The following is a 15,696-nucleotide window of genomic DNA, read 5'->3' on the forward strand; positions in this document are numbered from 1 at the left end:
CGCCCGCGGGGGCGGTGCCCCCCCGTTGTGGGCAGTCGTTCCGCTGGGGCGAAGGGGGTCCCCCCTGCTCGAGCGGAGTCGAGAGCTCGGGGGAGGGTGGGCACAACGGGACGGTGCCCCTGCCGGCGCCCGAGGCTGCTGCGCCTTGACCCGCACCGGCAGGTACGGCGCACACGGGTGCGGGTTCAGGCCCGGAACGCGGAGGCGCCGCTGAGGGGCGCCGTCCCGTGTGCCCACCCGTCCCGCCCTGCGGGACGATTGCCCACACGGCGGGTGGGCGGGGGCATAGCCCAGCAGGGCGCGGGCCCACACGGCGGGTGGGCCGGGGCAACGCCCAGCAGGGCGCGGGCCCACACGGAGGTGCGGGAGGAGCGCCGCCCAGCAGGGCGCGGGCCCCGCGCGGGCAGGGGGAAGCCGCCCCGCAGGGCGCGGCCCCGCACGGGCGAGGGTGGATCGTCAGGTGTGTCGTCCTCGTGGTGCGGGTCCGTGGGACGGGACGAGCCCCGCGAGGGAGGCGCCCAGGGGCGCCGGCCCTGCGGGGCTCGGTCGTTTAGGGGGGCGGGGCTACCGCTCGGGCGCCGTCAGTGGCCGCCGCCCTGCTGCTCGTCACGGCGGCGCTGCCACCGCTCCTCGATCCGGTTCATCATGGAGCGTCGCTGCCGGGTCTGACGGCCACCGGCCGCCATCCCGCCCCTGGCCCGCTGCTCACCCGGCTTCGGCGCCTTGCGCCATCCGGTGACCGCCAGGACCGCGCAGCCCAGCATGACGAGGAATCCCACCACGCTGATCCAGATCTGCTGTGCGACCATTCCGGCCATGAGGAGCGCGATACCCACCAGGAAGCCGACGACTGCCTGGTAGACCCGTCGCCGGGTGTACGTACGCAGTCCGCTTCCCTCGAGCGCTGTCGCGAACTTGGGATCTTCGGCGTACAGCGCTCGCTCCATCTGCTCGAGCATTCGCTGCTCGTGCTCCGAGAGCGGCACGGAGTCCTCCTAGTCGTCGGTCGCGGGGGCGACCGGTTTGCGGCCCTTTCAGGATAGGCAGGGAATCGCCCCCGTGAAACCCGCCCTCAATGCCGAATAGCCAATCCGGGCCGCCATGCGGATCGGTTGCTGAGGCGTTGATTCCCCAGCCCCTTCCCCGTCATGCCGGATGGTGTCCCCCGATCATACGGGGCGGAGCCCCTCATCGGGCGGGCTGTGGCGTACTCCATGGAGCGCCCGGCCCGCGCCGCCGTCCGGACGGGCGTTCCGTTCAGGCCCGCTTCTCGCCGAGAAGGTGCAGCTGGGTGGCGATGGCCTGGAAGGAGGGCAGCTCCGCCGCGGCGGCCTCCAGCTTGAGCAGGGCCTCGGCGGCGCCGGGCTCGGTGTCGACGAGGGCGCCGGGGACCAGGTCGGCGAAGACCCGGACGCCGTGCACGGCGCCGATCTCGAGTCCGGCCTCGCCGGCGAGCTCGGTGAGCTGCTCGGCGGTGAAGCGCCGGGGCACGGGGTCGCCGGCGCCCCAGCGGCCGGCGGGGTCGTCGAGCGCGTGCCGGGCCTCGGTGAAGTGGCCGGCGAGGGCGCGGGCGAGAACGGCGCCGCCGACCCCGGCGGCGAGCAGGCTGAGGCTGCCGTCGGGGCGGAGCGCGGCGGCGGCGTTCCGCACGCCTTCGGCGGGGTCGTCGACGTACTCCAGGACGCCGTGGCAGAGCACGGTGTCGTACTCCTCGCGCCCGACCACGTCGAAGAGGCCGCGGATGTCGCCCTGGACGCCGGTGACGAGGTCGGCGACGCCGGCCTCGGCGGCCCGGCGCTCCAGCGCGAAGAGCGCGTCGGGGCTGGGGTCGACGACGGTGACCCGGTGGCCGAGGCGGGCCACCGGCACCGCGAAGTTCCCGGAGCCGCCACCCGTGTCGAGGACGCCGAGGCTGTCCTTCCCGGTGGCCTCGACCCGACGGTCCAGGGCCTCTTTGAGGACGTCCCAGACGACGGCGGTACGCAGGGAGGCACGCGACGGACGCGACGACGCCTCTCGACCGAAGACAGGGGAAGGGTCCGGCACGGTTGTTGACTCCTCGGTGACGGGTACGGACGCTCCCCACCCTATGGCCTCGCCCCCGTCTTCCGGATCATCCTCCGGCCTCGTCGGCCCCTGGTCGGCGGGCCGGACCCGGCGCGGAGGGCCAGCCGTCCCCCAGGGCGAGCAGCCGCTCGACCAGGCGCAGGAAGTGCGCGGCGTCCCTGAGCAGGTCGTCGGCCTCGCGCCGGGTGGCCGCGCCGCTGATGCCGGCCTCGGCGCGGGCCCGGCGCCGGGCGCCGGCGGCGAAGAGGGCGCTCCATTCGGTCAGCTCGGGGGCGAGATCGGGGAGGAGCTCCCAGGTGCTCCTTATCCGCTGCCGGTGGTGGGGGCGCGCGTCGGGCCTGGCCCGGGCGGCGAGCACGGCGGCCGCGGCGCGCAGGGCGGCGAGGTGGGCGGTGGCGTACCGCTCGTGGGGGCGGTCGAGGGCGGCCGCCTCGGCGAGTCCGGCGCGGGACTTGGCGAGGAGGTCGAGGGCGGCGGGCGGGGCGGCGGAGCGGCGCGGGACGGGGTGGATGTCGGACGCGGGTCCCGCCTTCCCGGGGGCGGGTCGGCGGCGGGGCGCGGCCGCTGCGGAAGGGTCGGCCATGTCGAGCCTCCTGTCGTCGCGTGACGGCGCTGTGGCCGTATGTGTTCATCGTGTCGCGCCCCACTGACAATCACGCTGACCTGTGGTTTTGCCTGAAGCCCAACTCGGGGGTAACTTTTGAACTGACTGGTCAGTTCAAAAAGGGGAATGGGGGGTGAGTCCGTGGGCACGGAAACCGAGGAACAGCCGCACGGCGCCACCGTCGTCGTGGACGGGTTGGGACTGAAGGGGCCGCGCGGCTGGGTCTTCCGGCAGGTCTCCTTCCGTGCCGAGCCCGGCGCGCTGGTGGCCATCGAGGGTCCTTCGGGCTCCGGACGCACCTGTCTGCTGCTCGCGCTCACCGGCCGGATGAAGGCCGAGGAGGGCCACGCGGAGGTCGGCGGACTCCCCCTGCCCCGCAGGATGGCCGCCGTGCGCCGGATCAGCGCGCTCGGCCAGGTCCCGGGCGTCAACGAGCTCGACCCCGCCTTCACGGTCGCCGAGCACCTGCGCGAGCGGGCCCTGCTCCAGCGCCGCTACGACGGTTCCGTACGGGCGCTCCTGCGCCGCCCCGCCGAGCGGGCCGCGGCGGCCCGGGCCCGGATCGACGAGGCCGTGAAGGCCGCGGGGCTGGACCTCGACGCCCTGCCGAAGGGCGAGCGGACCTCCGTACGGGACCTGGAGCGGCTGGAGGCGCTGCGGCTCTCGATCGCCCTCGCCCTGATGGGCCGTCCCCGGCTGCTCGCCGTGGACGACACGGACCTGAAGCTCTCGGACGCCGGGCGCGCCGAGGCCTGGGCGCTGCTGCGCTCCCTGGCCGCCGCCGGGACCACGGTCCTCGCCGTCTGCAGCGAGGCCCCCGAGGACGCCCTCCGCGTCACGACGCTCTCCGGCGAGACCGACGGGACCGGCGAGACCGACGGGACCGGCGAGACCGGCGAGACCGGCGAGACCAGCGAGACCGCCCCGCGGGCCTCCGGGACCCCGGCTCCCGCCACCACGGAGACCGCCCCCGCGGAGACCGCCGCCGAGGAGACCGGGGCCGAGGCCCGCACCCCGGCGGACACCACCACCGGTGCGGCCGACACCGACCGGGCCGCCGTCGGGGAGACGGCCGCCGACGACACCACCGACGCCACGACCGAGGAGGGGGCGGCCGATGCGCTCGCCGAAACTGGCCGCGCTTGAGCTGAAGCGCTTCGGCAGGGGAAAGCTGCCGCGCGCCGCGCTCGTCGCGATCCTGCTGCTGCCCCTGCTGTACGGCGCCCTGTACCTGTACTCGTTCTGGGACCCGTACAGCAGGCTCGACAGGATCCCCGTCGCCCTCGTCAACGAGGACCGGGGCGCCACCGCCGGCGGCAAGGAGATCCACGCCGGCGACGACATCACCGAGGGGCTCCTGGAGAGCAAGACCTTCGAGTGGCACCGGGTGAGCGACGCCGAGGCACGCGCGGGCGTGGAGGACGGGACGTACTTCCTGTCCCTGACCGTGCCCGGCGACTTCAGCTCCCGCATCGCCTCCAGCTCCGGCGACTCCCCCGAGACCGGCGCGCTCCGGGTGCGGACGAACGACGCCAACAACTACATCGTCGGCTCGATCTCCCGGACGGTCTTCTCCGAGGTGCGCAGCGCGGCCTCCGCGAAGTCCTCGCGCGGCTTCCTCGACAAGATCTTCATCTCCTTCTCCGACATCCACGACGCCACCGCGAAGGCCGCCAAGGGCGCGGCCGACCTCAAGCAGGGCGTGGACAAGGCGAAGAAGGGCTCCAAGAGCCTGTCGGACGGCCTCACCGACGCCAAGAGCGGCAGCGGCGACCTCGCCGCGGGCCTGAAGAAGCTCGACAAGGGCGCCAAGGACCTGGAGAACGGCTCCCGCAAGGTCGCGAACGGCACGCAGACCCTCGCCGACAAGGTGAACGGCACCGCCGACAAGGTCCGCCCGTACCTGGCGAACAACGGCAAGTCGATCCGCGACACCGCCCGGCTCGTCTCCGACTCCGCCGCGGCCGCCCAGAACAACCTGGACGACCTGGTCAGGCGGGCGCCCCTGGTCCGCGCCGCCGCGCACAGGGCGGACGACGACCTCGCCAGGCTCCACCGCGAGCTGTGCGTGAACGCCCCCTCCCCCGTCCCCGTCCCCGTCCCCGGCACCGCTCCCGCCCTCGACCCCCGGGTCTGCGAGAAGCTCGGGAAGGCCGCGCAGTCCGCCGACGACGTCGCCACCATCGCCGACGACGTGCACGAGCTCACCAAGGACGACGCCGACGACCTGAAGACCCTGGACGCCCGTCTCACCAAGCTCAGGAAGCAGGCCGACGAGTTGGCCGTCCGCGCCCCGCACCTCGACGAGGACGTCGAGAACGCCATCAAGAAGATCAACGAGCTCAACGCGGGCGCGCAGAAGGTCGCGTCGGGCGCGGACCGGCTGCACACCGGCATCACCGAGGCGAAGAGCGGCTCGGTCAGCCTCGACACCGGCGTCGGCAAGCTCAAGAAGGGCGCGGGCGCCCTCGACGGCGGCCTGTTCAAGCTGGCCGACGGCTCGGGCACCCTCGCCACCGGCCTGAAGGACGGGGTCGACCAGATCCCCGACTACGACAAGCAGGACCGCGACCGGCGCACGGAGGTCATGGCCGACCCGGTGAAGCTGGCCTCGCAGTCCCTGCACAAGGCGCCGAACTACGGCACGGGTTTCGCCCCGTACTTCATCCCGCTCTCCCTCTGGGTCGGCGCGATGGTCGCGTACATGATCATCCAGCCGCTGAACCGGCGCGCCCTCGCCGCCGGCGGCTCCGCCTGGCGGATCGCGCTGGCGGGCTGGCTCCCGGTGGCGGCCATCGGCGTCCTCCAGGTCGCGGCCCTGATGTCGGTCCTGCACTGGGGCCTCGGCCTCCAGATGACCCGGGCCGCCGGCACGATCGGCTTCCTCGCCCTCGTCACCTGCTGCTTCGCCGCGATCATCCAGTGGCTCAACGCCCGCTTCGGCGCGGCGGGCCGGATCCTGGTGCTCGCGCTGCTGATGCTCCAGCTGACCTCGGCGGGCGGCACGTACCCCGTCCAGACCAGCCCGGCCTTCTTCAACGCCGTCCACCCGTTCCTGCCGATGAGCCACGTGGTCGAGGCGCTGCGCCGGCTGATCACCGGCGGCGGGCTCGGACCGGTCTGGCAGGCCTGCGCGGTGCTGGCCGCCTTCACCGCGGGCGCCCTGGCCCTGACCGCCCTCTCGGCGCGCAAGAAGCAGGTGTGGACGCTCGACCGGCTCCACCCCGAACTGTCGCTCTGAACCTGTGAGAATCGACGCCATGGACAGCAGCAGCACCCGACGCCAGGCCACGCGCACGAAGCTCTACGAGGCGGCCGTCACCCTCATCGCGGAACAGGGCTTCTCCGCGACGACGGTGGACGAGATCGCCGAGCGGGCCGGCGTGGCCAAGGGCACGGTCTACTACAACTTCAAGAGCAAGACCGAGCTCTTCGAGGAGCTGCTGCGCCACGGGGTGTCGCTGCTCAGCGCCTCCCTGCGCGCGGCGGCCGAGGAGACCGCCGAGCGCGGCGGGAGCCGGGTCGACGCGCTGGACGCGATGATCCGCGCGGGCCTCGTCTTCATCGACCGCTACCCGGCCTTCACCCAGCTGTACGTGGCCGAGCTCTGGCGCACCAACCGGGCCTGGAACTCGACGCTCCTGGTGGTGCGTCAGGAGGCCGTGGCGGTGGTCGAGGGAGTGCTGCGCGAGGCGGTCGCGGCCGGTGAGCTCAGCGAGGAGATCGACGTCCAGCTGACGGCGGCGGCGCTGGTCGGGATGGTGCTGGTGGCGGCGCTCGACTGGCAGGCCTTCCAGAGCGAGCGGTCGCTCGACGACGTGCACGCGGCGCTCTCCCGCCTGCTGCACGGCCGCGTCGGCGGCCGCTGACGCCGGTCGCCACGCGCGCGGGGTCACGAAGAGGCCGGTGCGGTGAGGCTCGATCCCCCCGAGCCTCGCCGCACCGGCCTTCCTTTCGCACCCCCGTGCCGACAGGCGCACGGCCCCGTTCCGCAGCCCCGTGCCGGCGGTACCGGAGCCGCGCCCCTTCCGTGGGCTCCACTCTCTCCTCCGGGCGCCCCCGGTCCCATCCGCGCACCTACTCATCTCGCCCCCTAGGTACGGGTACTCAGTCCTGGTTACGATCGCGGGCGTGTCCGTACTCCCCCTGGTGTTCACCAGCGGCTGGGCGAGCGGGATCAACGCGTACGCGGTGATCCTGCTGTTCGGCGTCTTCGGCGCGACCGGGCTGACCGACGAGGTGCCCGAGTCCTTGCAGCGCACCGATGTCCTCGTCGCGGCGGGCGTGCTGTTCCTGTGCGAGGCGGTGGCGGACAAGATTCCGTACGTCGACTCGGTGTGGGACTCCGTCCACACGGTGGTCCGGCCGATCGCGGGCGCCGTGGTCGGCGCCCTGCTCGCCGGGCAGAACGGCTCGCTCCCCGAGCTGGCGGCCGGCGCGGTCGGCGGTTCGACCGCCCTGCTCAGTCACTTCGTGAAGGCCGGGACGAGGATGGCGGTCAACTCCTCGCCGGAACCGTTCTCGAACATCGCGCTGAGCCTGGCGGAGGACCTCGGGGTGGCCGCGATCATCACTTTCGCGGTCTTCCATCCGGTGGCGGCCTCGGTCATCGCGGCCGTCCTGCTCCTGTCGGGCCTGGCGATACTGGTCCTCCTGGCCCGGCAGATCCGCCGGTTCTGGCGCCGCCGCTCCCGGCGGCGGGAGGAGGGACGGCTCGCGGCCCCGAGGGCGCGACCACGGCCCCAGGGCCTTCCGGACGACGGGTCCGACCACTTCTGACCTCGGCCGACCGGGCCTCCGCCACCGTCCCGGGCGCCCCATAGACTCGGCCGCATGGCACGGATTGTGGTGATCGGCGCGGGACTCGGCGCCATGGCGGCGGCGGCCCGGCTGGCGGTCGCCGGGCACACGGTGACGGTGTACGAGAAGACGTCGACGTACGGCGGCGCGGTCGGTCGCTTCGAGCGCGACGGCTTCGCGTTCGACACCGGCCCCGGGCTGCTGCACCTGCCGGCCGTCTACCGGGACCTGTTCGTGAAGACCGGCAGGGAACCCCTGGAGGAGTGCGTCTCCCTGGCGCAGGTGGATCCGGCGGCCCGTCACGTCTTCGCCGACGGCACCCGCGTCGACCTGCCGAACGCCTCCCGCGCCGGCACGGTCGCCGCCCTGGACGAGGCCCTCGGCGCGGGCGCGGGCGAGCGCTGGGGCGACTTCCTGACGCGGGCCCGCGAGGCCTGGGACCGGACCCGGCGCCCGCTCCTGGAGGAGCCGCAGCCGGCCGACCCGGCACCGCTGTCCCGTGAGCCGTACCCGGCCCTGAGGGCGGGTCTGCTGCGGCGCCCGACGACGACGCTCGCCCAGGTCGGGGCGCGGGAGCTGCGGGACCCCAGGCTCGCGGCGCTCCTCGACGCGTACGCGTGGTCGTACGGCTTCGACCCGGCGACCGCCCCGGCCTCGGCCGTCGTCCTGCCGTACATGGAGCAGACCTTCGGCAGCTGGTACGTGGGCGGGGGCCTGCGGGCGCTCGCCGACGCGGTGTACGAGCGGTGCCGGAAGCGGCGCGTGGAGTTCGTGTTCGACGCTCCGGTCGAGGACGTCCTGGAGGAGGACGGTCGGGCGGCCGGCGTCCGGCTGGCCGGCGGCGGGACCGTCGGGGCCGACCACGTGGTGTCCGGGGCCCCGGTGCCGGCGCTCTACCGCGACCACGTCGTGGAGTGGGAGCACGGCGACGACCGGCCGCGCCACCAGGCGATCGGCACCGGCCGGATGACGGTCTGTCTGGCCCTGCGCGGCTCCCGGGAGGCGGACGCGGTCCACCGGACCGTCGTGCACGGCGAGGGCGGGCGGCCCGCCGTGACCGTGCTGCGGCCGGACGACCCGGCGCTGCGCCCGGACGGCGCGTACGAGTCGGTGACGGTCACGGCGACCGTGCGGACCTCCCCCGAGGAGGACCGGGAGCCCTTCGCCGACCGGATGGTCGAGGCGGCCGCGCGGGCGGTGCCGGGGCTCGCGGAACGGCTGCTGTGGCGGCACGTCCGCACCCCGGAGGACGTGCGGCGGGACACGGGCGCCGCCGAGGTGCCGGGCCCCGCCCTCGCCGGGGCGGGCGGTCGGCTCCTGCCGGCCGCCAACCGCTCCCCGCTGCCCGGCCTGTACTTCGCGGGCGGCTGGTCGCACCCGGGCGGCGGGCTCGCCCACGCCGGCATGTCGGGCGCGCTGGTGGCCGGCCTCGTCGTGGAGGGCGCGGACTTCCGCGGCTCCCGGTAGGGGCCGCGGAAGCCCGGGGCCTCAGTAGCGGTACTGCTGGTCGTCCGGGTGCGGCTGCTCGTAGCCGTACGGGGTCTGCTCCGGGGCGTGGTCGGCGTCGCGCTGCTGCGGGACCCAGACGCCGCCGGGCGGGGTGTCGTAGGTGTACGAGGGGGCGTAGGGGTCGGTGTAGTACGGGGCGTACTGCTGGCTGTCCGTGCCCGGGCCGATGTACGGGTCGGAGTACGCGGCGTACTGCTGCTGGCCGGTGGCGGCACCGTAGTCGTAGGCCGGCTGCTGCTCGTAGGAGGGCTGCTGGTGGGCGGACTGGTCGTACGCGGGCGCGTAGGGGTCGTACCCCGTCTGGTAGCCGGGGTCCGGCTGGTGGGCGGCGGCGTCGTAGATCCCGTACTGGCCGGTCTCGTCGGGCATCGGCTGCGGCTCGTAGACCGCCGTCGTCCCGGCGCCGCTCTCGGGCCGGGGATCGTACCCGTCCTCCGTGCCGTACGTGTCGTCCACCGTGCCGTACGCGCCGTCCACCGTGTCGTACGAGAGCTCGGTGACCTCCAGGGTGGGGCCGGCGTCGGCCGGCGCGGTGGCCTTGCGGCGACGGCTCGCGCCCGGGTTGCCGCCGATCGCCCAGCCGGTGGAGAAGCCCCGGCGGAAGGAGAGCGTCACATAGGTCTGGCCGACGGCGAAGGCCACGGCCCCGGCGACGATGACGAGCACCGAGGGCAGCAGGACGCCCAGGACCACGCAGAGGAAGCCGCCGAAGGCGAGCAGGCGCCAGCGCAGCCGCGCCTTGTACTGGAGGAGCACCTCCCCCAGCAGCCACAGCGCGACCACGCCGAACGCGATGTAGAGGACCGTCCACCCCATGCCCCGCCGCCCCTCTCCACGGTCACCGCCGCGGGTCGGGGCGGGTACGACCGGTCACGACTGCTGGTGCAGTCCGAGATTCTCGTAGATCTCGAGCGTCGCGGTGGAGCTGTTCAGCGTGATGAAGTGCAGTCCGGGGACACCCTCGGAGAGCAGACGCGCGCAGAACTCCGTCGCGAACTCGATACCGATGGAGCGTACAGCGGCCGGATCGTCCTTGACGGCGAGGATGCGCTCTTTCACGTCCGCGGGGAAGGCGGCGTTGCTCAGCTGGGGCAGCCGGTCGAGCGTCTTCACGTTCACGACGGGCATGACCTCGGGGATGATCGGGGTCTCGCAGCCCGCCTTCGTCGCGCTGTCCCGCAGCCGCAGGTAGTTCTCCGGGTCGAAGAACATCTGGGTGATCGCGTAGTCGGCGCCCGCGCGGCACTTGTCCACGAAGTGCCGGACGTCCGTGTCCCAGTCCGTGGACCGGGGGTGCATCTCCGGGAAGGCGGCGACGCCGACGCAGAAGTCTCCCGACTCCTTGATCAGCCGGACGAGGTCGGCGGCGTACTTCACGCCCTCCGGGTGCTCGATCCACTCCCCCAGCGGGTCGCCCGCCGGGTCGCCGCGCAGGGCGAGCATGTTGCGGATGCCCGCGTCGGCGTACTGGCCGAGGACGTTCCGTAGTTCGGCGACCGAGTGGTCGACGGCCGTGAGGTGGGCGACGGGGGTGAGCGTGGTGTCGGAGGCGATCTTCTGGGTGGCCTTGACGGTGCCGCCGCGGGTGGAGCCGCCGGCGCCGTAGGTCACGGAGACGAAGCTGGGGCCGACCGCCTCGACCCGGCGCATGGCGTTCCAGAGGACCTGCTCGCCCTTCTCGGTGCGGGGCGCGTAGAACTCGAAGGAGTACGACGTGCCGCCGTCAGCGAGGATCTCGCGGACCGTGCGCGCACGGTCCGATCGGACGGAAGCGGTACCAAGGGCCATATGGGCAGGTTAGACGCGGTCCAGGGAACCGCGTACACCCCGTCCGAGTGGTGGACACCTTTTCGGACAGCTGTCGGACGGGGACCGGGCGGGGCCGGGACCGGGACCCGGGGGGGTGCCCCTCAGGCCTCGGCGCGCTCGCGGACGCGCTTGGCGAGGGCGGCCGTCGCGGCGGCCGGGTCGGCGGCCTCGGTGATGGCGCGGACGACGACGATCCGGCGGGCGCCCGCGTCCAGGACCTCGTCGAGGTTGGTCTCGTCGATGCCGCCGATGGCGAACCAGGGCCGGTCCTGGGCCAGCTCCGCCGCGTACCGCACGAGGCCGAGCCCCGGCGCGTACCGTCCGGGCTTGGTGGGGGTGGGCCAGCAGGGGCCGGTGCAGAAGTAGTCCACGCCCGGTTCGGAGGCGGCCGCGGCCACCTCGCCCTCGGCGTGGCAGGAACGGCCGATCAGCACCTCGTCGCCGAGGATCGCGCGGGCCGCGGGGACGGGCAGGTCGCCCTGGCCGAGGTGGAGGACGTCGGAGCCGACGGCGTGGGCGACGTCGGCCCGGTCGTTCACCGCGAGGAGCCTGCCGTGCCGGCGGGCGGCCTCGGCGAAGACGGCGAGGTGCTCCAGCTCCTCACCGGCCTCCATGCCCTTGTCGCGGAGCTGCACGACGTCCACGCCGGAGGAGAGCACGGCGTCGAGGAAGTCCGGCAGGTCGCCCTGACGCTTCCGGGCGTCGGTGCACAGGTAGAGCCGGGCGTCGGCGAGCCGCTCACGAGGCGTGGACATGGATGGGTTCCCCCCGTTCGTGCGCCGGTGCCGCGGCGCCCGGCCCGTGGGGGCGGGCGCCGCGACACCCGCGGGTGGTGTCTTCGGTGCGTACGGACGTCGGCGCGGGCGCGTCAGACGGCGAGCGCCTGGGCGCGGCGCTTCACCTCCGTGCCGCGGTTCTCGTTGAGCGCCTGCGCGGGCGTGCCCGGCAGGCTCTCGTCCGGAGTGAAGAGCCACTCCAGCATCTCTTCGTCGGTGAAGCCGTCGTCCCGCAGCAGCGTCAGGGTCCCGACCAGACCCTTGACCACCTTGTCGCCCTGGATGAAGGCGGCGGGCACGTACAGCGCGTTGTTGGGTCCGCGGCGCACGGCGATGAGCTGGCCCTCCTTGACCAGCTGCCGCACGCGCGTCACCTCGACATCGAGCATCTCCGCGATCTCGGGCAGGTTGAGCCAGGCGGGGACGAGAGCATCGATCTTTACGTCAATCTCGGTCACAGGACAAGCCTGCCATCCCGGACTGACGGCCGGTAGTCGGGCCCTACCGGGCTGCCGCCTTCAGGGGGACGGACGGGTCCGCGGCACGCTCCGGATCGACGGGCACGGCGGCCTCGATCAGCTTGCGGCCCTGGGCCAGGTCGCGCGGGCGGCCGACCGCGAGGAGGGCCACCGGCACGCCCGCGCGCAGCCAGAGCACGGACCAGGCCTCGTCGGCCGGGTCGCCGCGCCACAGCAGCTCGTCGGCGTCCGCGTGGTGTCCCGCGTACTGGACGAAGCGGCCGAACTGCTCGGACCAGAAGTACGGCACCGGATCGTACGGAACGTCAGCGGCGCCGGTGATCGCCGCGGCGACCGCGCGGGGCCCCTGGAGCGCGTTGTCCCAGTGGTGGACGAGGAGCCGCTCCCCGTAGCGGGCGGAGGGGAAGGAGGCGCAGTCGCCGACGGCGTACACGTCGGGCAGGGAGGTGCGCAGCCGGTCGTCCGCGGTGACGGCGCCGTTCGGGTCCAGGGCGATGCCGGAGCCGGCGAGCCAGCCGGTGGCGGGCCGGGCGCCGATGCCGACGACGACGGCGTCGGCGGGCAGTTCGCGGCCGTCGGCGAGGACGACGCGTCCGGGCTCACCGGGTTCGACGGTGGCCACGCGCGCGCGGGTGAGGAGTTCGGCGCCGCTCGCCCCGTACCACTCGGCCATGGGGGCGGCGACCTCGGCGGGCAGCGCTCCCGCGAGGGGGCGGTCGGCGGCCTCGACGACGGTGACGGCGCAGCCCGCCTCGCGCGCGGCGGTGGCGAACTCGGCGCCGATCCAGCCGGCGCCGACGACCACGACGGAGTGGCGGCGCTCCAGGACGGGCCCGAGGCGCACGGCGTCGTCGAGGGTGCGCAGCAGGTGGACGCCGGGGACGCCCTCGGTGCCGGGCAGGGTGACGGGGTGGGCTCCGGTGGCGACGACCAGGGCGTCGTACGCGACGGGCCCGGCCTCGGTGTCGACCTCGTGGTCGGCGGCGCGCAGTCCGGTGACGTCCAGGCCGAGCCGGAGCTCGATGCCGAGGTCCTCGAAGTCGATCTCGAAGGCGGAGTCCTCGGCCTTGCCGAGGAGGATCGCCTTGGAGAGCGGCGGCCGGTCGTAGGGCTGGTGGGGTTCGGCCCCGATGAGGGTCAGGGGGCCGGTGAAGCCCTGCTCGCGCAGGGCGACGGCGGTCTGGACGCCCGCCATTCCGGCGCCGACGATCACGACGTGCTGCTGGGCCTGCTTCTGCTCGCTCACCCGACCACCTTACGCATCTGACGAAACGTCAGGAAGGTGGGGGCGAGGGAGGGGACTGTGGCCCCGCACCGGCGCGGGCTAGTCTGGCGGGCGTAAAGCACTCGCGGGAGCCCGGACGCACCGGGCTGAGAGGGAGGCTGGGACGGCCTCCGACCGTACGAACCTGATCCGGGTCATGCCGGCGAAGGGAGGGGCTGGACGCCCATGCGTTCTTCCGATGTCCTCGTGGTCGGGGGCGGCATCATCGGCCTGGTCACGGCCTGGCGGGCCGCGCAGCGCGGACTGCGCACCGCCGTCGTCGACCCGGACCCGGGCGGCGGGGCCGCGCGGGTCGCGGCCGGCATGCTCGCCGCCGTCACCGAACTCCACTACGGCGAGGAGACCCTGCTCGGGCTCAACCTCGCCTCCGCCGCGCGCTACCCCGCGTTCGTCACCGAACTGGAGGAGGCCGCCGGTCACGACGTCGGCTACCGCGCCTGCGGCACCCTCGCCGTCGCCCTCGACGCCGACGACCGGGCCCACATGCGCGAACTGCACGCCCTGCAGACCCGCTGCGGACTCGTCTCCGAATGGCTCAGCGGCCGCGAGTGCCGCCGGCTCGAACCCATGCTGGCGCCCGGCGTCCGGGGCGGACTCCGGGTCGACGGCGACCACCAGGTCGACCCGCGCCGACTGGCCGCCGCGCTCCTGCGCGCCTGCGAACGGGCCGGCGTCCTCTTCCACCGGACCCTCGCGGAACGGCTCACGGTCGTGCGGGACCGGGCGCGCGGCGCCGTGCTCACCGACGGCCAGGAACTGACGTCCGGCCTGGTCGTCCTCGCCGCGGGCAGCCTCAGCGGGCGGCTCGCGGGCGTGCCCGAGGAGGTGCTGCCGCCGGTCCGCCCCGTCAAGGGCCAGGTCCTCCGGCTGCGGGTGCCGCCCGCCTACGCCCCCTTCCTCTCCCGCACCGTCCGCGCCGTCGTCCGCGGCAGCCACGTCTACCTGGTGCCCCGCGAGAACGGCGAGCTCGTCGTCGGCGCCACCAGCGAGGAACTCGGCTGGGACACCACCGTGACGGCGGGCGGGGTGTACGAGCTGCTGCGCGACGCCCACGAACTCGTCCCGGGCATCACCGAGCTGCCGCTCACCGAGACGCGGGCCGGACTGCGCCCCGGCTCCCCCGACAACGCGCCGCTGCTCGGCCCCACCGACCTGCCCGGCCTGCACCTGGCCACCGGCCACTACCGCAACGGGGTGCTGCTCACCCCCGTCACCGGCGACGCCATGGCCGAGGCGCTCACCACCGGCGCCCTCCCCGACGAGGCGCGCCCCTTCACCCCCCGACGTTTCTCCCCCGTACGACAGGAGCAGCCCGCATGAACGTGTCCGTGAACGGAGAGTCGCGCGAGCTCTCCGGCCCCCTCTCCCTGGACGCCCTCGTGGCGACCCTGACCACGGCCCCCTCGGGCGTCGCGGCGGCGCTCAACGAGACGGTCGTGCCGCGCGGCGAATGGGCCACGACGCTGCTCGGCGAGGGCGACCGGGTCGAGGTCCTCACCGCGGTGCAGGGAGGCTGACGGAATGTCCGACGACACCTTCGCCCTCGGCGGCACGGAGTTCGCCTCCCGCCTCATCATGGGCACCGGCGGCGCCCCCAGCCTCGACGTCCTGGAACGCTCCCTCGCCGCCAGCGGTACGGAACTGACCACGGTCGCCATGCGGCGCCTGGACCCGACGGTCCAGGGCTCGGTCCTCTCCGTCCTGGAACGCCTCGGCATCCGGGTCCTGCCGAACACGGCGGGCTGCTACACGGCGGGCGAGGCGGTCCTCACCGCCCGCCTGGCCCGGGAGGCGCTCGGCACGAACTGGATCAAGCTGGAGGTGGTGGCGGACGAGCGGACCCTCCTCCCCGACGGGGAGGAGCTCCTCGCCGCGGCCGAGACCCTCGTCGACGACGGCTTCGTCGTCCTCCCCTACACCAACGACGACCCCGTCCTGGCCCGGAAGCTGGAGGACGCGGGCTGCGCGGCGATCATGCCGCTCGGCTCCCCCATCGGCTCCGGGCTCGGCATCCGCAACCCGCACAACTTCCAGCTGATCGTCGAACGGGCCGGGGTCCCGGTGATCCTCGACGCCGGCGCGGGAACGGCCTCGGACGCGGCGCTCGCGATGGAACTGGGGTGCGCGGCGGTGATGCTGGCGTCGGCGGTGACGCGGGCGCAGGAGCCGGTGCTGATGGCCTCGGCCATGCGGCACGCCGTCTCGGCGGGGCGTCTGGCCTTCCGGGCGGGGCGCATCCCGCGCCGCCACTTCGCCTCCGCGTCCTCCCCGACGGCGGGCCGGGCCCACCTGGACCCCGAACGCCCGGCCTTCTGACCCACGCCCCGCCGGGGCTGCGCCCACCCCTCGCGCCCCGCCGCTGCGGGC

General features: G+C 74.2%; 16 protein-coding genes and 1 riboswitch. Of the genes, 8 read left to right on the forward strand and 8 right to left on the reverse strand.

The annotated features are described in order from the left end of the window. Nucleotides 1-581: 581 nt before the first annotated feature. The 3 genes from IE180_RS13775 to IE180_RS13785 all read right to left on the reverse strand — a co-directional run bounded on the left by IE180_RS13775 (nucleotide 582) and on the right by IE180_RS13785 (nucleotide 2,650). Nucleotides 582-986, reverse strand: coding sequence for an SCO2097 family morphological protein (locus IE180_RS13775; protein WP_190157140.1), 405 nt, complete (start codon nucleotides 984-986; stop codon nucleotides 582-584). A 271-nt stretch (nucleotides 987-1,257) separates the two neighbouring features. Then, nucleotides 1,258-2,046, reverse strand: coding sequence for a methyltransferase (locus IE180_RS13780; protein ID WP_190157141.1), 789 nt, complete (start codon nucleotides 2,044-2,046; stop codon nucleotides 1,258-1,260). Between the two features lie 67 nt (nucleotides 2,047-2,113). Continuing rightward, a complete protein-coding gene (locus tag IE180_RS13785; protein WP_190157142.1) occupies nucleotides 2,114-2,650 on the reverse strand; it encodes an SAV_6107 family HEPN domain-containing protein in 537 nt (178 codons plus the stop codon). Nucleotides 2,651-2,797: 147 nt separating this feature from the next. Between IE180_RS13785 and IE180_RS13790 the strand changes: the two genes are divergently transcribed. The 5 genes from IE180_RS13790 (at nucleotide 2,798) to IE180_RS13810 (ending at nucleotide 8,938) form a co-directional block, all read left to right on the forward strand. After that, nucleotides 2,798-3,817, forward strand: coding sequence for an ATP-binding cassette domain-containing protein (locus tag IE180_RS13790; RefSeq protein ID WP_190157143.1), 1,020 nt, complete (start codon nucleotides 2,798-2,800; stop codon nucleotides 3,815-3,817). After that, a complete protein-coding gene (locus tag IE180_RS13795) occupies nucleotides 3,789-5,912 on the forward strand; it encodes a YhgE/Pip family protein (RefSeq protein WP_190157144.1) in 2,124 nt (707 codons plus the stop codon). The genes IE180_RS13790 and IE180_RS13795 overlap by 29 nt, the downstream gene beginning before the upstream one ends. Before the next feature lie 19 nt (nucleotides 5,913-5,931). Continuing rightward, on the forward strand, nucleotides 5,932-6,540 hold the full coding sequence (locus IE180_RS13800; protein WP_190157145.1) for a TetR/AcrR family transcriptional regulator: 609 nt from the start codon (nucleotides 5,932-5,934) through the stop codon (nucleotides 6,538-6,540). Nucleotides 6,541-6,802: 262 nt separating this feature from the next. Continuing rightward, nucleotides 6,803-7,450 carry a DUF4126 domain-containing protein gene (locus IE180_RS13805; protein WP_190157146.1) on the forward strand — a complete coding sequence of 216 codons (648 nt, stop codon included), beginning with the start codon at nucleotides 6,803-6,805 and terminating at the stop codon, nucleotides 7,448-7,450. A 54-nt stretch (nucleotides 7,451-7,504) separates the two neighbouring features. After that, on the forward strand, nucleotides 7,505-8,938 hold the full coding sequence (locus IE180_RS13810; protein WP_190157147.1) for a phytoene desaturase family protein: 1,434 nt from the start codon (nucleotides 7,505-7,507) through the stop codon (nucleotides 8,936-8,938). Between the two features lie 21 nt (nucleotides 8,939-8,959). Here the strand turns inward: IE180_RS13810 and IE180_RS13815 are convergent, their stop codons facing one another. The 5 genes from IE180_RS13815 to IE180_RS13835 all read right to left on the reverse strand — a co-directional run bounded on the left by IE180_RS13815 (nucleotide 8,960) and on the right by IE180_RS13835 (nucleotide 13,290). Then, nucleotides 8,960-9,796, reverse strand: a complete 837-nt coding sequence (locus tag IE180_RS13815; protein WP_190157148.1) for a hypothetical protein — start codon at nucleotides 9,794-9,796, stop codon at nucleotides 8,960-8,962. A gap of 54 nt (nucleotides 9,797-9,850) precedes the next feature. Then, nucleotides 9,851-10,768, reverse strand: a complete 918-nt coding sequence (gene metF, locus IE180_RS13820; protein WP_190157149.1) for a methylenetetrahydrofolate reductase [NAD(P)H] — start codon at nucleotides 10,766-10,768, stop codon at nucleotides 9,851-9,853. 122 nt (nucleotides 10,769-10,890) lie between these two features. After that, the gene (gene thiE / locus IE180_RS13825; RefSeq protein ID WP_190157150.1) at nucleotides 10,891-11,544 is read right to left on the reverse strand and encodes a thiamine phosphate synthase; all 654 of its coding nucleotides are present in this window, start codon (nucleotides 11,542-11,544) and stop codon (nucleotides 10,891-10,893) included. Between the two features lie 113 nt (nucleotides 11,545-11,657). Continuing rightward, a complete protein-coding gene (locus tag IE180_RS13830; RefSeq protein ID WP_030693433.1) occupies nucleotides 11,658-12,023 on the reverse strand; it encodes an Rv2175c family DNA-binding protein in 366 nt (121 codons plus the stop codon). 43 nt (nucleotides 12,024-12,066) lie between these two features. After that, entirely contained in the window at nucleotides 12,067-13,290 is a 1,224-nt protein-coding gene (locus IE180_RS13835; RefSeq protein WP_190157151.1) for an NAD(P)/FAD-dependent oxidoreductase, read from the reverse strand. A gap of 93 nt (nucleotides 13,291-13,383) precedes the next feature. Beyond that, nucleotides 13,384-13,497, forward strand: a riboswitch (TPP riboswitch). Here IE180_RS13835 and thiO point away from each other — a divergent pair. The 3 genes from thiO (at nucleotide 13,495) to IE180_RS13850 (ending at nucleotide 15,645) form a co-directional block, all read left to right on the forward strand. After that, nucleotides 13,495-14,649, forward strand: coding sequence for a glycine oxidase ThiO (gene thiO / locus IE180_RS13840; protein WP_190157152.1), 1,155 nt, complete (start codon nucleotides 13,495-13,497; stop codon nucleotides 14,647-14,649). It overlaps the preceding riboswitch by 3 nt. Continuing rightward, nucleotides 14,646-14,846: a sulfur carrier protein ThiS gene (thiS, locus tag IE180_RS13845; RefSeq protein ID WP_030693430.1), complete on the forward strand. Its 201-nt coding sequence runs from the start codon at nucleotides 14,646-14,648 to the stop codon at nucleotides 14,844-14,846. Before thiO ends, thiS begins: the two co-directional genes overlap by 4 nt. Nucleotides 14,847-14,850: 4 nt before the next feature. Further along, nucleotides 14,851-15,645 (forward strand): thiazole synthase, encoded by a 795-nt coding sequence (locus IE180_RS13850; protein ID WP_190157153.1) that lies wholly within the window; start codon nucleotides 14,851-14,853, stop codon nucleotides 15,643-15,645. Nucleotides 15,646-15,696: the final 51 nt, after the last annotated feature.

The sequence above is a fragment of the Streptomyces litmocidini genome (assembly GCF_014649755.1).
Classification (GTDB): Bacteria; Actinomycetota; Actinomycetes; order Streptomycetales; family Streptomycetaceae; genus Streptomyces; species Streptomyces litmocidini.

What these genes read in the sequence shown, in the direction of transcription:
- IE180_RS13785 (WP_190157142.1), bottom strand. Translation starts at nt 2,650, where the DNA reads ATGGCCGACCCTTCCGCAGCGGCCGCGCCCCGCCGCCGACCCGCCCCC.
- IE180_RS13790 (WP_190157143.1), top strand. Translation starts at nt 2,798, where the DNA reads ATGGGGGGTGAGTCCGTGGGCACGGAAACCGAGGAACAGCCGCACGGC.
- IE180_RS13795 (WP_190157144.1), top strand. Translation starts at nt 3,789, where the DNA reads ATGCGCTCGCCGAAACTGGCCGCGCTTGAGCTGAAGCGCTTCGGCAGG.
- IE180_RS13800 (WP_190157145.1), top strand. Translation starts at nt 5,932, where the DNA reads ATGGACAGCAGCAGCACCCGACGCCAGGCCACGCGCACGAAGCTCTAC.
- IE180_RS13810 (WP_190157147.1), top strand. Translation starts at nt 7,505, where the DNA reads ATGGCACGGATTGTGGTGATCGGCGCGGGACTCGGCGCCATGGCGGCG.
- IE180_RS13815 (WP_190157148.1), bottom strand. Translation starts at nt 9,796, where the DNA reads ATGGGGTGGACGGTCCTCTACATCGCGTTCGGCGTGGTCGCGCTGTGG.
- metF (WP_190157149.1), bottom strand. Translation starts at nt 10,768, where the DNA reads ATGGCCCTTGGTACCGCTTCCGTCCGATCGGACCGTGCGCGCACGGTC.
- thiE (WP_190157150.1), bottom strand. Translation starts at nt 11,544, where the DNA reads ATGTCCACGCCTCGTGAGCGGCTCGCCGACGCCCGGCTCTACCTGTGC.
- thiO (WP_190157152.1), top strand. Translation starts at nt 13,495, where the DNA reads ATGCGTTCTTCCGATGTCCTCGTGGTCGGGGGCGGCATCATCGGCCTG.
- thiS (WP_030693430.1), top strand. Translation starts at nt 14,646, where the DNA reads ATGAACGTGTCCGTGAACGGAGAGTCGCGCGAGCTCTCCGGCCCCCTC.
- IE180_RS13850 (WP_190157153.1), top strand. Translation starts at nt 14,851, where the DNA reads ATGTCCGACGACACCTTCGCCCTCGGCGGCACGGAGTTCGCCTCCCGC.